This window comes from Pseudomonas citronellolis (assembly GCF_001586155.1).
Lineage (GTDB): Bacteria > Pseudomonadota > Gammaproteobacteria > Pseudomonadales > Pseudomonadaceae > Pseudomonas > Pseudomonas citronellolis.
On record NZ_CP014158.1, the window covers coordinates 426,615 to 445,968 of the forward strand.

Annotated in this window: 10 protein-coding genes; 7 read left to right on the top strand and 3 right to left on the bottom strand. The window is 57.3% G+C overall.

The genetic code is table 11. From position 1 onward, the window contains the following. Positions 1-466: 466 nt before the first annotated feature. The 3 genes from PcP3B5_RS30480 to PcP3B5_RS01980 are packed head-to-tail and all read right to left on the bottom strand — an operon-like array spanning position 467 to position 6,913. Entirely contained in the window at positions 467-2,818 is a 2,352-nt protein-coding gene (locus PcP3B5_RS30480) for an RNaseH domain-containing protein (RefSeq protein WP_082816244.1), read from the bottom strand. Then, positions 2,815-5,889, bottom strand: coding sequence for a hypothetical protein (locus PcP3B5_RS01975; protein WP_061560457.1), 3,075 nt, complete (start codon positions 5,887-5,889; stop codon positions 2,815-2,817). The genes PcP3B5_RS30480 and PcP3B5_RS01975 overlap by 4 nt, the downstream gene beginning before the upstream one ends. Then, the gene (locus PcP3B5_RS01980) at positions 5,873-6,913 is read right to left on the bottom strand and encodes a restriction endonuclease-related protein (protein WP_061560458.1); all 1,041 of its coding nucleotides are present in this window, start codon (positions 6,911-6,913) and stop codon (positions 5,873-5,875) included. The genes PcP3B5_RS01975 and PcP3B5_RS01980 overlap by 17 nt, the downstream gene beginning before the upstream one ends. Before the next feature lie 525 nt (positions 6,914-7,438). On the opposite strand from PcP3B5_RS01980, the gene PcP3B5_RS01985 reads away from it, so the two are divergent. Genes PcP3B5_RS01985 through PcP3B5_RS02020 form a run of 7 tightly spaced genes read left to right on the top strand, consistent with a single transcriptional unit; the run spans position 7,439 to position 19,330 of the window. Next, positions 7,439-8,899: a sigma-54 interaction domain-containing protein gene (locus PcP3B5_RS01985; RefSeq protein ID WP_237143069.1), complete on the top strand. Its 1,461-nt coding sequence runs from the start codon at positions 7,439-7,441 to the stop codon at positions 8,897-8,899. 50 nt (positions 8,900-8,949) lie between these two features. After that, entirely contained in the window at positions 8,950-12,330 is a 3,381-nt protein-coding gene (locus PcP3B5_RS01990; protein ID WP_061560459.1) for a DEAD/DEAH box helicase family protein, read from the top strand. Between the two features lie 8 nt (positions 12,331-12,338). Next, a complete protein-coding gene (locus PcP3B5_RS02000; RefSeq protein WP_016253785.1) occupies positions 12,339-14,468 on the top strand; it encodes a DNA recombination protein RmuC in 2,130 nt (709 codons plus the stop codon). A 32-nt stretch (positions 14,469-14,500) separates the two neighbouring features. Beyond that, positions 14,501-16,084 (top strand): type I restriction-modification system subunit M, encoded by a 1,584-nt coding sequence (locus tag PcP3B5_RS02005; RefSeq protein WP_016253784.1) that lies wholly within the window; start codon positions 14,501-14,503, stop codon positions 16,082-16,084. Continuing rightward, on the top strand, positions 16,081-17,142 hold the full coding sequence (locus PcP3B5_RS02010) for a restriction endonuclease subunit S (RefSeq protein WP_061560460.1): 1,062 nt from the start codon (positions 16,081-16,083) through the stop codon (positions 17,140-17,142). Before PcP3B5_RS02005 ends, PcP3B5_RS02010 begins: the two co-directional genes overlap by 4 nt. A 14-nt stretch (positions 17,143-17,156) precedes the next feature. Further along, on the top strand, positions 17,157-18,977 hold the full coding sequence (locus tag PcP3B5_RS02015; RefSeq protein WP_061560461.1) for an AAA family ATPase: 1,821 nt from the start codon (positions 17,157-17,159) through the stop codon (positions 18,975-18,977). Between the two features lie 20 nt (positions 18,978-18,997). Then, on the top strand, positions 18,998-19,330 hold the full coding sequence (locus PcP3B5_RS02020; RefSeq protein WP_061560462.1) for a hypothetical protein: 333 nt from the start codon (positions 18,998-19,000) through the stop codon (positions 19,328-19,330). The last annotated feature ends 24 nt before the right edge of the window (positions 19,331-19,354 follow it).

Genomic DNA, 19,354 nt, shown 5'->3' on the forward strand with positions numbered 1-19,354 from the left:
GCGGCTTACAGGCCTGCAAACTCGAAAAAGGCAGGCTTTTTCAGAGTTTCCCTAAGGACAGTTACCTGAGGCACAAAACACGAAATTTGAATTGTTGGTTTTTGACCACTAGCCGGGCATACCGCTTGTCCTGCTGCTGGAGTTCAATAGCAGTCAGTCGCCGTGCAGCTGCAGCAACCCCCTGAGGAGTCAGCTCATTCATCCTTGCCTAGGGACTCCCAGTGGCCAACCAGCTCATCAATGCGGTCAGGAATATGCGGAGTCTTACTGAGCACTAGGCAGCGGGTGGTGCCCACGTATTCCTCAAGCAAGTAGAGTGTGTCCCCAACGTCGACCCCCAGCCAGCGCGCGCAGTTGGTCAGCTGTCAGTTGGTCGAGATTTTAGCCGGCATTGGCATCGGATATCTCCTTACCCACCCGATGCCAATGCTGGGATCTCTGCAGCAAACGTGTACAGCAGCCCCGCTCAATCCGAGCGGTTAGCCTCAGTCTTGCGCAACCGCTCCAGAATGGGATGATCTGCGGCGACCTGCTTGCCCAAGTGCATGGGACCGGGCAAGCGAAGATACCCGGCCCACAGCGGAGCGTTGCGGCAAAGCAGTGCAACTTGCTCGGCAGTAGCTGTCGGGTGAGCGAACGATCCGGCACGTATAATCGTGATTTCCGTGACACCGAGCTGCTGCCACGGATCTCGCAAGTCTTTCTCGGAGATCTCATAGCGGGTGTTGTTGCGTTGCGACCGGACGGAGCCGTACTGTTTGGACGGAGCGACGAAGTAATAGACGTCCAAGCTCTCATTGGACTGGAATATGCCGACCTTGGTGCCTATGTAGTGGGGGGTATCAGGTGACAGTGACTGATTCCCGCTCATTTGGGCAACGTCCAGGTCTGCGCGAATTCGTACGATGGCGGCGCCTTCAGGTACCGGGGGAAGGCCCTCGCCTGGACTGTCCTGGAGCCCCTTGTAGAATGTACGAAGGCCACTGTCGAGGCATGCGATCAGTGGGGCGTCAGCAACTTTGGTGGGTACCAGCAGGGCTTGAGTCACCAGCCTGGTGAGCTGGTCAGATGTAAGCAGCGTGGCGAATGCATGTATGGCCGAGACGCCCTCGTTATAACTGAACCACTTGCCCCCGGAGTCCGGGCCTGACTCGAACCAGAAAATCTCAGTGTTGGGCTCCCCCAACACCGCGCGGGTGATGACAGGAAGAAGCACTGCCGGGCCTTTTTCCTGGATGCGATCAAGCAGGACGGAAACTACAGTGGTCTTCTCCGGCGAAGCTTTGGATTTTGGTATCGGCGCGGGAAGGTAGCCGCTCAGGCGGATAGCCTCGATAATGGTGTTGGTGGCCTTGAAGTCGCGATCATCCTCTTTGCCCTTGCGCTTTTTCTTCAGTTGTTCATCGGGATCGATGTGCATGATGAATTGCGTCGCAATGCCGTGCTCTGCCAGAACTTGCCGGATCAAATGCTTGGGGTCCTGAGCGCCTTCCAATTTCGCTGCAGAAGCGCAGGTTTCGACGATCATCACCTTGGGGCCACCGCAGTGGGCTTGCGAAGCTGCGGGCAATACATGGTTAGATAGCCATGCCCTGAGGACTAGCAGGTCGTGTTGTCCCGCGAGCATGCGCCCCGCATCAGGCACATCCAGCCGAGTCAGTGTTACCAGTGGGGGCATCACCTCCTTGAAGAACTGACTGTCCTCACCGAGTGTTCCACTGGCCGCATGAAGCCGCAGCATTACCTCGGAGTGGGCTGCAAGCACCATCACCGGCAACGTGACCACCTCGCCGGTGGCTTGTGCTTTTTCCTCTCGCAAACTACCTACGGCCTTTCTGGCCAACAACGGAGATGTTCCAGGTAGGTTGTCCAGCAGGTGAAAGCCGGCCTGATCCAGGAACAATGGCCCGGGTCCTGATGCTATCAGTGGGTTGGACGGAGGGATGGCATAGATGGGCCTGAAGTCGCTGTCGATGGGGATGTCGCCTTCCTGAATAGATGGAAAAGACGAAACGCCCATAAATCCCAGTAAGTCTTCGATCGGATGCTCGTACGTGGTTTTCCATCCCCCTTCATGTGGCTGGGTCTTGAGCTTAGCCTTCACGATCTGATCGCCAACTTTTACCCAGGCATGCTTTTTCGTCCCAACAAGATTTGGCATGACCTGGCTCAGCTTCACACGTAACTGAAGGTAAGGCTCGGCTCGTCCGCGCAACAAAACCAGCTTGGGCTCAATGGCATGTACGGCGCTGGCGTAGCGGATATCGTTCTCCGAAACAACGGGATCGTCCCATGCCAAAAGCGTTGCGTCCGATGCCTGATAAAGCGTGATTGGTTTGCTGGCCTGCATGGGGTTGCGGATCATCGCCTGGCCAATTAGCCACGGAATGACGGTGTATGCCAGTGATGAAATATCACCTGGTGTCACGAGAAGGCTGGTCTCAAGGAGTACGAGGTCGGTGACAGCGAGCTTGCCCTCAAAGCCTTCGAGTCGCTCGTTCCAGATCCTCAATACATCCATCGACCATAGCCGCAGCGTCTCGTTGATGGTGTCGATCGGAAGAGGTTTGAGTAGAAGAATCGCCGATACGCCACCGTCCTTTTGCGGGGAAAGATTGACCTTCACAGGGCCACCAGAGAGGACGGTCAGCATTTCTTCTAAAGCGATGATAGGCAAGCCTGGGTGCGGCTTCTTTGCCAGTCCTTTGAGCGCTTGCCAAGCATCGAGGTAATGCTCTCCAATCACGACTCGGTAGGCCCGCCCCAGTTGTGTCGGGTCGAATCTGAAAAGGCTGGTGCGCAGCTCAAGCGTTTTCATACGGACTCCTTTCTTGATCGAAGAATGTATTGCTGAACCGCCGATGCGATGCCTGCATGGTGACGCTCGAACTGTTCCCAGTCGCCGTCTTCCTTGAGCCGGTTGACACTTTCATTGAGCATCTCTGACCAGGGCTTCAGACCTTTGAGGAACGCTGCATCTGCGAAGTAGCACGTGACGGGGGTGCCCCCTCGGCGGCCTCGTCCAATGAGTTGGGTCAGGCTCACCAGAATGTTCATGATGGTGTAGTGACGGATGTTGGCGGGTTGCTGGCTAAACGCCGGGCGTGCGGTACGGATCGTCTGCAACAGCGCATTGGAGAGCTTGCGTTCTTGCGTCATGACCTCTCCCGGACTGGAGCGTGGCAGCACTGTGTTCCCGGTTTCGTAGCAGATGTGGGCCAGGTTGTTGTTGGGGCTGTCGGACGCCGGTAAGGGACGGACACAGATCACAACTCCACCAATAGCGGAGAGTCCGTCTGCGTTGACGATATTGTGTCCTCTGGCTATAGGCCCAAGTGCGCTGACCAACAGCGTCTTATGCTTGTGCTTGCCGCTGGTGAACTCGGCAAGGTCGTCATAGATAAGCATCTGCTGGGCCTCCAGTGAGGAGGGTTTATATTCGCTTTGGCGACCACGCACCCATCCGACGGACTCGCCCGGGCCGTCCGGCATTTTCGCCAAAGTCATGGCTAGTGCTTCAGCGTCCGCATCGCTGTTGGTGACCAGCAGCAGGCGGGCCCTATCCCGGGTCTCGGGATCGTTTGCAAGCTTTTCCAACCGGGCCTTTAGCCATGGCCAGAGTTCCTTGGCGAGCTTGGTAACCAGGAATTTGCGTTGGGCAAATGGTCCCCCAGAGATCGCCGTGGTCTGATTGACGTTCTCGAACGTCACCTGGCCCTTGGCGTCCGGCACATCAATGAAGTCCTGGGCTTTCAGATCGAACGCACTGGCGCCGGGAAAATAGGCTGTTGCGGAGAAGCCGATGAACAGCCTCTTCACTCCGGCATAGCCCAACGCACTGATGTCAGGGAGGGAGAGCAGGGTACTGTGAGGGTCGCCCCGCATGGCGACGACGTGTAGCGTCGAGTCTTGGTCGCTGCTGTCTTTGCGTTTGAAGCCAAAGACTGCTCTTTGCAGCGGCCCGTTGGGGCTTGGGCTCAGCGGTTCTGGGCCGGCGATGCTCCGCCTGACCTCGTACGCATAAGGGATCTCCGCATTGACGAAGGCAGGTAGCTCGACCTGCAAATTTCGCAGGTGGGTCTCGATGACCAGCAGGGTACCGCGCAGAATCAGAGATGCTTTCAGGCGTATCCGATCATGTTCCTTCAGGCGCTCAGGCAGCCTGCCGCTCTCGGATAAGTCTGCGATCAGGTTTCCCAGGGTGATGGCCAGCGTTTCGAGTCTGTGTTCCCCATCGTTAGAACGCCAGTTGGCAAGGTTGCGGCTCAGTGATTGCAGGTGGTGCGGAAGCTGACCGAGATCGTTGCTAAACAGGTACTCAAGTGTTTCTCGGGTAATGCCAAGGGCTTGTGTGATGAAGGTGTCATCAGCGTCCGACCAGGTGGTCTCTTTGATTGGCCATTCGAAATAGCGTTCTTGCTGAAGATTCATGAGCTGGCTGACGCTCAGCGTGCAGTACATCAATGCCCAGTTGACCCGGTAAAGGCTGCTTCGATCGATTCCGGGGATGTGGGACTTTCCAACAACGTGGTTGAACAGACGCAGCAACGGGCTGTTATCACCTACATTGCCCAGCCTCAGCTCGATCACGCTGCTATCGATAGCCGACTTCAGGAGGCCATCGATTTCGTCCACCAGAAATACGGGTGTTGTTCGCAATAGGATTTCAACCAAGCTTCGGGGGCCTGGAAACTGTTCAGCGTCTGAAAGCGGGATGCGGGTTGTGCCAGACAACAGGGCGTGGTGGTTGATCACCACGATGTCAGCCTCCATCGCCTGTGACAGCATCCGGGTTTGGCCGCACCTGAAGAGGAAGGGGCAATGTTTGAGGCGCTTCGACGACTCCTCTCCATCATCCCCACATGCCGATATGCGTATGTTGAAGCACGGCTCGTTGCCTGGTTCCACAGCCATCAAGTCGGCTGAGTAAGCGTCAAGCAGGCAGGCATAATCGTAGGGGTGATCGGTCTTGCCCTGCTCGAACTGCATCTCTGCACGCTCGTATATCCGAGAGGCGGAATGCAGCGGTGCGACCTTCAACTCTTTGCCTACTGCCGCCGCCGATTGTTTGATGATGCGTACGGTGTTCTCGACTTCAACTAGCGTAGGGACTGCGATAGCAACCCTGTGTCCACGCTCGGCCGCGTCGATGGCCATCATCACCATCGCGACGCTCTTGCCGGAACCAGTCGGCGCATTGACTCTGTAAAAATTCCCCGAGTCGGCTTTGCGAACGGGCTCATCACCCCAGATGTTCACCAATGACGCTTCGTGCTGGCTATGCAGGTCAGGAGAGGCATCCATTTGTTTCGCGAGCTTCATCAGCCTGGCGTGCTCCCAGCTGATCTCGGGTAACGCCGTTGATGGTGGAATGAGGACGTGCTGGTCGAGCGCATTCAGGACATGACGTTCGTTTTCCGGGATGGCGAAGACCCTGACGTGATCTCCAGTGATGTGCTTGAGTACGACGTCTCCTTCATTGGGTAGCTGTCCATGAGCCGGCGCAGTACGACCATTCTTGAGCGCCTCGAAGTTTTCCCTGATGACCTGGTCAATATCCAGATGGGACGACAGGCGATACCGATCTTGCTCGTGGAGTTCAGTGTTCAGATTGGAGCTGTCCACCAGCTCAAAAGAGCTCAACTTGCCCTTCAGGATGCCCTCGGCGCTCAACATGAAGCGTTTTGGCTGAGCCAGCAAAGAAGGTCTGAGCCGCAAACTCTGGGCGATTAGCGTTTGCTGCGCTTCCGTCAGGGAGCCCCAGGTGCTCCACTTGCGTGTCCTGCCTGCAATGATTGCCGCAGCATCGGCCAGCGTAGGTTCGTTGGTGACGTAGCGCACAGCGATAGCCAGGAACAGTGTGGTCGCGATATCAGAAAGGGGGCGCATGCTTCAGCACCTCCTGCACGCATTGGCTCTGGGTGAACACGCGCACACCCAAAGGACAGTGCTCTCGGAGTAGAGATATGTTCTGCTTCTGGTAGTCGGGGATCACGATCCAGCGAGGCAAGTGGGACGGGATCTGTTCGATGTGTTTGGCGAGTTCATGGGCTGATACCCACACCTTTGCGTCGATATCCTGAGTGCTCTGGCCTATACGGATACGAAGATCTGTTCGATCGACGTTAGGCCAAAGTTCTACTTCGTAACCTCTCTCGGTCAGGGCGTGTGCCAGGGACAGTTCCAGCAATCCCGGCTGCAGTGTGAATTTCCATAAGGCCGGATTCAGCATGAGCCTTCCCTGGGCATCCTGGCCCTCAAGGTGACTGTTATTCACGCGGTTCACGAGCTTCGTGCCGTCTCTGAGAAAGAGGCTTTTCTTGTCCCGGCACCAGGCTGAGTCGCAGCTCACTTCATGCCGTTGGGTGTTCAGGGGCCAGTGGCATTCCGGGCACAGGTACAGCAACCCGTTATGCCGCAGGTGAAGCGGGATGGGCTCGTAGAAGTCACTGAGAGAGAGGTTCAGTGGGACGAATACGTCGCGGGCCTGGGAGGGGGCGATGACGCCGTGCTCAATGAGGAACAGGCGAAAGTTGCGATAGAGCGTGTCACCATCGGATCGCAGCCGGCACGCTTGCTTGACTCGGTTTACGCGAGCCTGGATGGTTTCCCAAAGCTGCCGGGCGTTGAGCTCCAACATCATTTCGTTACAGGTCTGCGACGCCATGTTGGAGCAGAGCAGGGGACCGGAATAGTCCGCCCGTATGGCCTCCGGGAGCCATTGCTCTATCGGCAAGTTCAGTTTGCGCTCCAATGCCATTGTCGTCACCGGAGAGCGCTCAGGCTCAAGCCTCCATAGCAGAGCCGATGCCCGTTGCAGAAGTGGGAATGCCTTTTTTCTGTCGGTGGCGCATAAGGTGGCGCCTTGCGCGAGCAGGCTTAGCAAACGTTGGGCGTATTGGGTGTTGTCCATTTCACTCAGCCTCTGTCGTTGTCTAGAAGAGGGGTGCTTGGTCTTACTTAAGCGTTCTGCCAGAAGGATTTATTGGGGGGCCATTCTCCTGGACGATTGGAAAAGGCGAAAACCTCCGCGCCTGCCAGATGATTCTACGAAGTGCTCTGGATACGTTGCCCTGGCTTTCTGCTTCAAATCCAACGTTTGCACTCTATGGCGGACTCCTTGACCCGGCACAGCCTGTTGCGAGCATGCCAGTGGGGTGGGCAAACTGCCAGTACTGAGGGCCGCATGTTGGCTAATCGTGCGCCTTCGGCGGCGCCCTCCGCTGCATTGACGTACTTGCCTACTACCGAGGAGCTAGATGAGCTTTACCGGAAGTCGACGATTATGTGGCTCTGCTCAGCCGACGGCGTACACCGACCCCAAAGGGTCAATGGTTTACTATTCGAGACGCGAATCGCAGCACAATTTACTCCTGTCTGGTACCGGCCAGGGGTATGAGTGGGGAGTACAGGGACAGTGTTGAAGAGGCAGCGCGCATTGACTTGCTGGGTGGGCGGGAACGATCTCAAAGCTGTTAACGACACCGAAGTGGGGCCGATTTTGTCGACCCTGCGGGCTGCGTCCTTTGATCGTGTCGAGCTGCTTTGTTCTTACCCTGTCGAGCGGGTTGAGCCCTACCTGGCATGGTTGCGCGAGCGTGTCGATATACCGGTCGAGGCTCATTACGAATCTCTGAGCTCCCCAGTCCACTTCGGGGAAATCTACCAGGCCGCCAACAAGCATCTGGAGCGCTTGTCCGTTTCCCGTGCCGATCTTTCGATTCTGCTCAGCCCAGGCACGCCAGCCATGCAGGCCGTGTGGATTCTTCTCGGCAAGACTCGCTATCCGGCCACTTTCTACCAATCCTCCCTCGAGCAGGGCGTACAGCAGATTGAGGTGCCATTCGAGATAGCCGCCGAGTACGTGCCCGCCGCCAATGGCATCACCAGCGACAAGCTACTGGAGCTGGCAGGGCAGGACGCTCCCGTCAACGCAGCCTTCGACAGCATTGTCACGCAGAGTGAACGCATGTTGACACTTAGGGCTCAAGCGCAAGTCCTGGCACAGAAACAAGTACCGGTGCTGATCTATGGTGAAACCGGTACTGGCAAGGAGCTATTTGCCAGGGCTATCCACAACGCCGGTCCACGTTCTGCTGGCCCCTTCATTGCGGTCAACTGCGGGGCGATTGCGCCTGAACTCATCGACTCCACTCTGTTTGGTCATAGGAAAGGTGCTTTCACCGGTGCGGTGGAGAATCGAGATGGGGTGTTCCGGCAAGCGCATGGCGGCACGCTGTTTCTGGATGAATTTGGTGAGCTGAAGCCGGACGTGCAGGTTCGCCTATTGCGAGTCCTCCAGGGAGGCACGCTCACGCCGGTTGGGGGCAGCCAGGAGTTAAAGGTCGATGTACGGCTGATTACGGCTACCCACCGAAATCTGATGCAGGAAGTGGCTCAGGGGCGTTTCCGCGAGGACTTGTTCTATCGGATAGCTGTCGGAGTTCTTCATCTACCGCCTCTGCGGGAACGTGAAGGGGATCTGCTCCTGCTGGTAGATACGTTGCTAGAAAATCTCGCCGAGCAAGATTCCTCGCTGGCTGGTAAGGAAATTTCCGCTGAAGCAAAAAAACTTATTCTGAGACACCCCTGGCGTGGCAATGTCCGGGAGCTTCAGTCCACATTGCTAAGAGCTGCACTCTGGTGTCAGGGCAGTGCTATCGGTGCGGCGGATATTGAGCAGGCTCTGTTTCAACTTCCGCAGGAGCAAGCCGACATCATGACACGGGATGTTGAGCAAGGTATTGATTTACAAGGGATTATTTCTGAGGTCGCAGGGCATTACCTGCACAAGGCACTCACTCTCACCGGTTACAACAAGACTCGCGCCGCCAGCCTGCTGGGCCTCAAAAGCCAGCAAACGCTGAGCAATTGGATCGACAAATACGGCATCGAATAAAAACTTGGCACGGTCCTCGCTGTAGGACTGGCATGGACAGAATCGCCTATATGAAATCAGCCAACTTCGAATTCCTTCGCTCCGGCAACGAGTTGCTGGCAAACCTCGCGGGCCTGGCCGAAGCCGTATTGTTTATCGACCCGGGCAGTGCGCTGACTCGCCTGCGCAGCTTCGCCGAAGAGCTGACCAAAGCCATCTACAAGGAAGAGCTGCTGCCGCGTATGCCGCAGTCGACTTTCTACGACCTGGTGAAAAACCCGGTGTTTGTCGATTGCGTCAGCAAGCCTCTGGTTCATCAGATCAACTTCCTACGCATCCAGGGCAATGACACCGCTCACGGTGCAGAAGGAGACCTGCGCAACGCACTGCTGGCGCTGAAGACCGCTCATCAACTGGCCATGTACATGGCCATCAAGTACTACGGCACTGCGCAGGCTGATATTCAGCCCTTTGCCGAGGTGCAGGATCCGACTGCAGCGCTGCTCAGCCTGCAGAAGACAGTTTCCAGCTACGAGAAGGAGCTCAACCAGCAGCAGGAAGAGCTTCAGCGCGTCATGGACAAGCTGGAGCAGGAGCGTACCCGTAACCTCGACAAGCTCGAGCCGCCGGCCAAGCCCGATCAGCAAAAGCGTCAGCAGCAGAGCCAGAAGATTGCCGACAGCCTGCAATGGAACGAGGCCAAGACTCGTACCCTGCTGATTGATGCCATGCTTCTGCAGGCCGGCTGGGATGTCAGTAACCCCGCTCAGGTCGGTCACGAGGTGAAAGTCGATTTCCCGGATAACTCCTCCGGCAAGGGGCGTGCGGATTACGTGCTATGGGGAGACAACGGCCAGCCGCTGGCTGTGATCGAGGCCAAGAAATCCGGCAATGTCAGCTTGCAGGCCGGGCGCGAACAGGCGCGCATGTATGCCGACGGCTTCGAGCGCATGGGCATGCAGCGCCCGGTGATTTTCTACAGCAACGGCTACGAAACCTTCATCTGGGACGACCAGCAGTACAACACCTATCGCCCGGTGTATGGCCTCTACAGCAAGGACAGTCTCGAATACCTGATCTACCAGCGGCAGTACCGCATTGCCGAGGTTGAAAAGCACAACCCCGAGCTGAGCATTGCCGACCGGCCCTATCAGATCGAGGCCATCAAGACCGTCGCCGCGCACTTCCAAACACAACGCCGCAAGGCCCTGATCATCCAGGCCACCGGCACCGGCAAAACCCGTGTGGCGATTGCGTTGGCTGAATTGCTACTGCGCTCCGGCTGGGCCAAGCGCGTATTGTTCCTCTGTGATCGCAAGGAACTGCGGGTGCAGGCCGATGATGCCTTCAAGCAAAATCTGCCCAGCGAACCGCGCTGCGTGATTGGTGAAACCAACAAGGTCGACCAGACCGCACGCATCTATATCGCCACCTACCCGGGCATGATGAACCGCTTTGCCCAGCTCGACGTGGGCTTCTTCGACTTGATCATTGCCGACGAAAGCCACCGCAGCATCTACAACAAGTACCGCGACCTGTTCGACTATTTCGATGCGTTGCAAGTGGGCCTGACAGCGACGCCGGTGAAGTTCATCAGCCGCAACACCTTCGATATTTTCGACTGTGAAACCACCGACCCCACTTTCGAGTTCGGCCTGGATGCCGCCATCAACAACGAACCGCCCTACCTGGTGCCGTTCCGTGTACGCGACCTCACCACTGACTTCCTGCGCGATGGCATCCACTACAACGACCTGAGCGATGAGCAGAAGCGTCAGCTCGAAGAAGATCTCGGCGAAGAGGAGGCCAGGCGCACCACCATTGCCGGCAAGGACATCGGCCGCAAGATCTTCAGTGAAGACACCGACCGCATCATCCTGGAAAACCTGATCAACAACGGCATCAAGGACGAAACCGGATCGCTGGTCGGCAAGACCATCATCTTTGCCCAGCGCCAGGACCACGCCGAGCACCTGGAAAAGCTCTTCTGCAAGCTCTATCCGCAGTATGGCACCAAGGTCTGCAAGGTCATCCACAACGCCATTCCGCATGTGGACACCCTGATCAAGGAGTTCAAGAAGCCGGACAACGACTTCCGCATCGCCATCTCGGTGGACATGCTCGACACCGGCATCGATGTGCCCGAAGTGGTCAACCTGGTATTCGCCAAGCCGGTCAAGTCCTGGGTCAAGTTCTGGCAGATGATCGGTCGTGGCACGCGCCTGCGCCCCAACCTGTTCGGCCCAGGCAAGGACAAGAGTGAGTTCCTGATCTTCGACCACTACGGCAACTTCGACTACTTCGAGCAGGAGTATCAGGAGCCGGAGGACACTGGCGGCAAATCCCTCCTGCAAACCACCTTCGAGGCACGCGTGGAGCTGGCCCAGGCAGCGCTTAAGCACAACCATGCAGCCGCCTTCGATACCGCCATCGAGCTACTGCGGGCGGACATCAACGACTTGCCGGACACCAGCGTGGCCGTGAAGCGCGAGCTGCGTGTTGTGCATCAGTTGCAGCAAACCGCGCTGCTGAAACAGTTCGATGCCAAAACCCAGCACCTGCTGATGGACAGTATCGCCCCACTGATGTCGGCCCGGGTGCTGCGCGACAAACATGCCACCGCTCTGGACAAGCTGATCGCAGGCATCCAGCGCTGCCTGGTCGAGCAGGCCAGTTGCTTTGAGGATGGCAAGATCACCCTACTGGCCGAAGTGGACAAGCTCGCCGTTAACATTCAGGCCGTGCGGCAGAAGGATGCCGTGATCGCTGAGGTGCGCAGCGCCGAGTTCTGGCAACAACCCAGCATCGGCAAGCTGGAACATGCCCGCCAGGAGCTGCGTGGCATCATGAAGTACCGCCAGACCGACACCGGGCCTGGCTATGGCGTAGACACCACGCGAACCGCGGATGGCAACGTCCAGGGCGAAGAGCGTGTGGTGTATATCGCTGGCGCCAACGAAGCGATGATCTACCGCCGCCGCCTCAAGGACATTCTTGACGGCATGCTGGCCGCCAATCCAACCCTGCAGAAAATCCACAAGGGCGAGCCGATTGCCGAGCCAGAACTGAAGACGCTCACCTCGACCATCCTCACCAGCCATCCGGGCGTCAGCCTGGAAGTGCTCAACGAGTTCTACGGCCGTACCGCGGATCAGCTGCACCTTACCGTGCGCGAGATCATTGGCCTGGATGCGCAAGCCATCGAGGAGCATTTCAAGAGCTTCCTCCATGCCCACCCCAGCCTCACCGCCCAGCAGGTTCGCTTCATGAATCTGCTGAAGAACTACATCGCGCAACACGGCAGCATTGTCGTGGAGAAACTCTACGAGCCGCCGTTCGACAGTATTTCCCACGAGGGTATCGACGGCGTCTTCGCCCCCGAGGATGTCGGCGAGTTGGTCGCCGTGCTCAAGCCCTTCCTGCGCGGGGATGTCCCGCCAAGCAGTCACTAGGAGTGATCATGCAAGCTAGCCAATGGACGACAGAAATCATCGTGATCTGCGGGGTGCTCGCTATCGCCGCAGCGGTTATCGGCTATGTGGTCGCTGCCCTGCGTCAGGGGAGGCAGATCAGCCAGCTCAGTATGCAGCTTGAGCAGGCAGAGCTGGCCAGGGCGTCGACTGAGGCTCAGCAGCAATCTCTGCAGATTCAGCTCAAGGCAGCAGAAGCGCGCAGTCATGAGCTGCAGATCGAAGAGGGCAAGTTGAAGGCGCAGTTGCAAGCATCGGCCGATACCATGGCGCGTCTTTCTGCCGAGCTGCATGAGCGTAAAGCTGCCGGATCGGACTTGCAGGTGAAACTGGAAGAAGCAAACCGGCAACATCATGAGTCAGCCAGGCGTCTGGAGGCTGTGCAGGCTGGTGCCCAAGGGCTGCAGGAGCAGGTGACCGAACTGCGCGGGCGCCTCGATACATCGACAACCACAAATGCTGCGTTGCAAGAGGAGCGTGACCGCCTCAAGGATGCCTTGGCGAGCGAAGAAACACGCGCGAAGGTGGCGGAAACCGCCGAGCGTGAAGCTCGCGAACAGCTTAGCGAGACCAAGCACAAGCTGACCGAGCACGTGCAAGCCCTCGACACTTTGCAGAAGCGCTACCAGTCGACGAGCAATGAGCATGCTGAGCTGAAGACCTCCCTGGACAAGAGCGAGAAGCAGGTGGCCGAGCTACGTGAGCGCCTGGCTCAGGCTCAGGCCACAAATGAACAGCTGCACACGGATCGTGACCGTTTGAAAGACGGACTTGCGGATGAGGGCAAACGGGCCAAGGCCCTGGAAACTGCCGAGCGCGATGTGCGCAGCCAACTTCTTGAAACCAAGGAAGCGCTTTCTCAGCAGGTGCGATCGTTCAACGAGTTGCAGGAGCGCCTGAGCACACTTTCGTCCGAGCACACCGAACTCAAGACCACCTTGCAGAAGCGCGAGGAGCATTTCCAGGAACAGATGGCGCAGTTGGCCGACACCCGCAAGTCGCTGACCCAGGAATTTGAGAACCTGGCCAACAAGATCTTCGAGGAGAAGGGCAAGACCTTCACCCAGACCAGCCAGACCAGTATCGATGGGATGCTCAAGCCTTTCCGCGAGCAGATCGAAGGCTTCCAGAAGCGCATCAACGAAGTTCACGACGCCTCGCTGCAAGGCAACACCAGCCTAAATGCCGAAATCAGGAAGGTGCTGGAAATCGGCCTGCAGATGAGCAAAGAGGCCAACAATCTGACCTCGGCCCTCAAGGGTGACTCCCAGCAGCGCGGTGCCTGGGGTGAGGCGCAGCTGCGTCGCACATTGGAAATGAGCGGCCTGATCGAAGAGGCGCACTACGAAGTGCAGAGCGCCTTCAAGGATGCCGAAGGCCGTTCCAGGCAGACCGATTACCTGATCAAGCTGCCCGACGGCAAACACATCATCATCGACAGCAAGGTTTCGCTGGTTGCATACGACCGCGCCGTGTCCGCCGAGTCGCCGGAAGAATGCCAACTGGCGATGACCGAGCACGTCAAAGCCGTACGCAAGCACATCGACGACCTCGCCTCCAAGGACTACACCAACCTCGTCGGTATGCGCAGCCCCAGCTTCGTGCTGATGTTCATGCCTGTCGAGCCGGCCTATATCGAGGCCATGAAGCACAACAAGGACCTATTCGAGTACGGCTACAAGAAAGGCATCGTGCTGGTCTCGCACACCACCCTGATTCCCATTCTGCGTACCGTCTCCAACCTGTGGATGATCGAGCGCAGCAACGCCGAGGCGCGGGAAATCAGCGAGAAGGCGGGCGAGATCTACAACCAGGTCTGCACCGTGGCCGAGCGCCTCGGCAAGCTGGGAGGCACCCTCAACACCGTCAGCAACCACTACAACGACACCGTCAAGGCGCTGGCTGGTAAGCAAGGCCTCTACGGCAAGGTGGAACGCTTCAACAAGCTCTCGGCCAAGGTCAGCAAGACCCTGCCAGCGCTGGAGCCCACTCACATGGACTTCGAGAACGAGCGGCTTGCGCTGATCGTAGAGGCGCTCGACGAAGCGCCGGAGCCAGCCGACGATTTGCCGCAACTGATCCAGAACAGTCACGAAGGCGAGCTGCTACCGCAGGCCTGACAACCCATTTTTGAACGAGAGAAGTACCCCGAATGCTCACCGGCAAAATCCGCAACGATATCGACAAGCTCTGGGAAAAATTCTGGACTGGCGGCATCACCAACCCGCTGACCGTGATCGAGCAGATCAGTTACCTGATGTTCGCCCGCATGCTCGACATGCAGGAAGACGTGGCCGAGCGCAAAGCCAACCGCACCGGCAAGGACTTTGCCCGCCTGTTCCCCAGCACCCCGGAAGGCCAACTGCTGCGCTGGAAGAACTTCCACCACAAGAGCGGTAAGGAGCTGCACCAGCACCTCAAGCAGAACGTCTACCCCTTCTTCGCCAAGCTCGGCAGTGCCGAGGGCGAGGGTGGTGGGCGTGAAGGCCTCGGCCATATCAGCGAGTACATGCAGGACGCCGACCTGGAGATCAAGAACGAGTCGGTGCTGGCCTCCGCCGTGGAGATGGTTCATGCCTTGCCGTTGACTCAGAGCGACGTGAAGGGCGATATCTACGAATACCTGCTGAGCAAGCTCACCACCGCCGGTATCAACGGCCAGTTCCGCACGCCGCGCCACATCATCGACGCGATGATAGAGCTGATAGCCCCGCAGCCTACGGACGTGATTTGCGACCCGGCCTGCGGCACGGCTGGCTTCCTCGCCCGCACCATGGAATACCTCAACCGTGTGCATTCCAGTCCGGAAGGCACCTTCAGCGATGAAGACGGTAATCTGCATTACTCGGGCGACTTGCTCGAACCCTACCGCCAGCACATCAACAGCCAGATGTTCTGGGGCTTCGACTTCGACACCACCATGCTGCGCGTCTCCAGCATGAACATGATGCTCCACGGCGTGAACGGCGCGAACATCCGCTACCAGGACTCCCTGAGCAAATCCATCAAGGAGCACTACCCGCGTCAGGAGCAGAACTTCTTCGACGTGGTGCTGGCCAACCCGCCGTTCAAAGGCAGCCTGGACGAAACCAACACCAACCCCGACGTACTCGGCCTGGTGAAAACCAAAAAGACCGAGCTGCTGTTCGTCGCCCACATCCTGCGCTCGCTCAAGCTCGGCGGACGCGCCGCGGTGATCGTGCCGGACGGCGTGCTGTTCGGCTCATCCAAGGCTCACCAGCAGCTGCGCCAGGAGCTGCTGGAGAACAACCAACTGGAAGGCATCGTCAGCCTACCCAGCGGTGTATTCAAGCCCTACGCAGGCGTCAGCACCGCCATCCTCATCTTCACCAAGGGCGGCAGCACCGAGCGCGTGTGGTTCTACGACCTGCAGGCCGACGGCTACTCGCTGGACGACAAGCGCACCGAGCTGAAAGGCGAGGGCAGCAACGACCTGCCCGACGCCATTGCCCAATGGCACAAATATCGGCAGATGGTCGAGGGCAATGTCAGCACCAGTACCATCAACACGCTGTTCGGTGACAAGCGCAAAAAGGCCTTTGTCGTGCTGGCTGAGGATATTGCTGCCAACAAGTACGACCTCTCCATCAACCGCTACAAGGAAGTCGAGTACCAGCAGGAGCAGTACGAAGAGCCGAAGGTGATTCTGCAACGCCTCAGAGGACTGGAGCAGGAGATTCTGGCGAATCTGGATGAGCTGGAGGGAATGCTGTGAACCAAGTTTTTCCGGCGCATTGGGATGTATTGCCGTTCCGCTTGGCTGTCAAAGACGCCACATCTGAATATTCGAAGCTGCAGAAATCCGAATACTTGGGGCAAGGCAGGTTTCCTATAGTTGACCAAGGGCAGCAGAAATTTGGCGGCTATACAGATGATGAGTCAGTAGTCTCTTTGGATGGGTGTCCTGCAATTGTATTTGGTGATCACACCCGGATTTTTAAATTTATAGATGAGCCTTTTTGCTTGGGTGCTGATGGTGCAAAGGTTCTTGAGCCAAAGGCCGAGTTGGACAAGAGGTTCTTATTCTATTATTTATCTTCATTGAACATTGAGTCTGCTGGTTATAGCAGGCACTTTAAGTTTCTCAAGGAAAATGTTGTTCCAGTTCCACCCCTGCCCGAACAAAAGCGCATCGCCGCCATCCTCGACAAGGCCGACGCCATCCGCCGCAAACGCCAGCAAGCCATCCAACTTGCCGACGACTTCCTCCGCGCTGTGTTTCTGGACATGTTCGGCGACCCGGTGACCAATCCGATGGGGTGGGAGGTCAAGCGGCTCGGTGATGTCATAAAGCTCTCAAGTGGAAACGGATTGTCTGCTAAAGAAATGGATTCAGGTGGTTGTTATCCGGTGTACGGTGGAAATGGGATCAACGGTTATCATTCCGAATACATGTTCGAGGAGCCGCAGTTGGTCATCGGTCGTGTAGGAGCTTACTGCGGAGCCATTCACATTACGCAGCCGTGCGCTTGGGTAACTGATAATGCGCTTTACATCAGGGAGTATGTTCAGGATGTAAATGTTCACTATATGGCTCAGCTTCTGGATGTTTCTAATTTAAATCAGTACGCAGGCAAGGCTGCGCAGCCTCTCGTTTCGGGGGGCAGGATATATCCACTTGAGATGATTTTTCCGCCACTTCAAGATCAGTTCAAGTTCGAAGCTATAAAGACTAAATATCTTGAGTCGAGCAAGATCGTTTATAGTGCATTACTAGAAATTGAGACGATGTTTGGCTCGCTAACCCAAAAAGCTTTTTCCGGCCAGCTATAGATAAGGAAGTCCCCATGCGCCTCAAGTCCGTCAAGCTCACCCACTTCCGCGGCTACCGTGCCACCACGGTCATTCCCATCGACGAAGCTATGACTGGCATCGTCGGCCGCAATGACTATGGCAAATCGACCATCCTCGAGGCCCTGGCGATCTTCTTTGAGAATGGCGACATCAAGGCCGACAAGAGCGATATGAACTGCTTCAGCCTGGCTGAGGGTGCCGAGCAGTTCGAGATTGCCTGTGAGTTCGACGGCCTGCCCGAGGCGCTGGTGCTGGATGAAAATGCTGAGACCTCCTTGGCACAGGAATATCTGCTCAACGCCGACAGCGCTCTGGAGATCGTGAAAATCTTCAAGGCCGGCACCGGCAAGTTGGAGCGTACGGCCATCCGCTGTCAGCACCCAGCAGATGCCGAGTTGGCAGCTCTGCTTAGTCTCAAGATGGCCGATCTGAAAAAGCTCGGCGAGCAGCGTGGCATCGCCGATCAAGTTGCCGACAAACGCGTGGCTTCGCAGTGGCGGCAGGCTATTCGTGCTGCGGCACAGCCTATTGCCTGTCAGGAGACTCTGCTCGACGTTAGTAAAGGGCTTTCGACAGACAGCAAATCCATCTGGGAAAAGATTGAGGCCCAGCTGCCAACATTCGCTTTGTTCAAGGCGGATCGCGAGAGCAGTGACGGCGACTCCGAAGCCAAGAACCCGCTGCAGCAGGCGGTCAAGGAAGCCCAGGCGGCGCTGCAAAATGAAATCAGCGCACTGGAGCAACAAATTGAAGCCAGCGTGCTGGATGTCGCCACCCGCACCCTCGACAAGTTGCGGGAGATGGCCCCCGAACTGGCCAACGAGCTGACGCCGCGCTTCAAGGAAAAACCCAAGTGGAGCTTCAACTTCACCCTGGATGGTGAGAATGGCATCCCCATCAACAAGCGCGGCAGCGGCGTGCGCCGCCTGATCCTACTCAACTTCTTCCGCGCCGAGGCGGAGAAGGCGGTGGTGGGCACCCAGCGCAATGTCATCTATGCCATCGAAGAGCCTGAAACCTCCCAGCATCCCAACTACCAGATGATGCTGATGAAGGCGCTGCTGGAGCTTTCCAACCAGCCCAACCGGCAGATCATCGTCACCACCCACGTCCCCGCGTTAGCCGGCCTGATGCCCATCGACGGCATCCGTTATGTCACCAAGGACGAAAACGGCATCCCTATCGTCAAGATGCCCAATGACGATGTGCTCAAGGAGGCCGCAGAGAGTCTGGGTGTACTTCCCGAAACAGGAATGGAGCGGGCGAAGGGGGTCGTGCTGGTGGAAGGTAAGTCAGACGTCACCTTCCTCCGTCACGCGGCCAACACCCTGAAGGCTGGCGGACACCTTGAGTCCAGTCTGGAGGATGTCGGGATCGTACCCATCCTCATCGGTGGCTGCGGTAACGTGAAGCACTGGGTCACCCTCAACCTTGCCGATGATCTAGGTCTTCCCTGGTGCGTGTTTCTCGACTCCGACATTGGTGGTCGGCCGGAGCAAAATCTGAAGCGCAAAGAAGAGGTAGAGGAGAAGGGGCGCGCGTTTTACTCGACTAGAAAGCGTGAAATCGAGAACTACCTATGCCCAGATTTGATTGAGGCTCAAACCGGGGTAAGGGTGAATTTCACCGACACCTGTGATGCAAAGAAAATCATCGGCGAGGCGGTGCGCGTCAAAGCGGATGATGTGATCGACAGGTTCTGGCCGTTGATGACTGCCGAGCAGATCCTTCAGCGCTCGATGTATCAAGATGACGATGAGCAACGCTCAGAGCTTAAAGAGCTAATCGAGAACCTGCTGGCGTTGGCTGCCTGATGGTGTGAAAGGAGCAAAGAATGGAAGGCAACAATCATCTCTACAAGCTTGCAACCACACCCTCGGGGCAACGCCTATGGACTTACATGGCGGCCATTCTCGAAGTCACGGAAATGGATCAGGGAAAGCCGTTCCCGCTGAAGCGGTTCCTGGGGAATTTTCAGACTCACTTGGATGCAGGTCGGATCGAACGCGTACCCGAGGGGTACAGATTGACCCGCCGTGGGCAAGACTATTTTCAAGACCGCTACCGTGCCGGGAATCCCCAGTATATAGAGCGACCTGCGGTTGAGCGGATGATCAGGTCAATCAGCTCAGGGAGCGGAGAGGGGGATTGGGTTCCGCTGTCCTGAGGTCTGTCTCATGGAGTTTAGGAG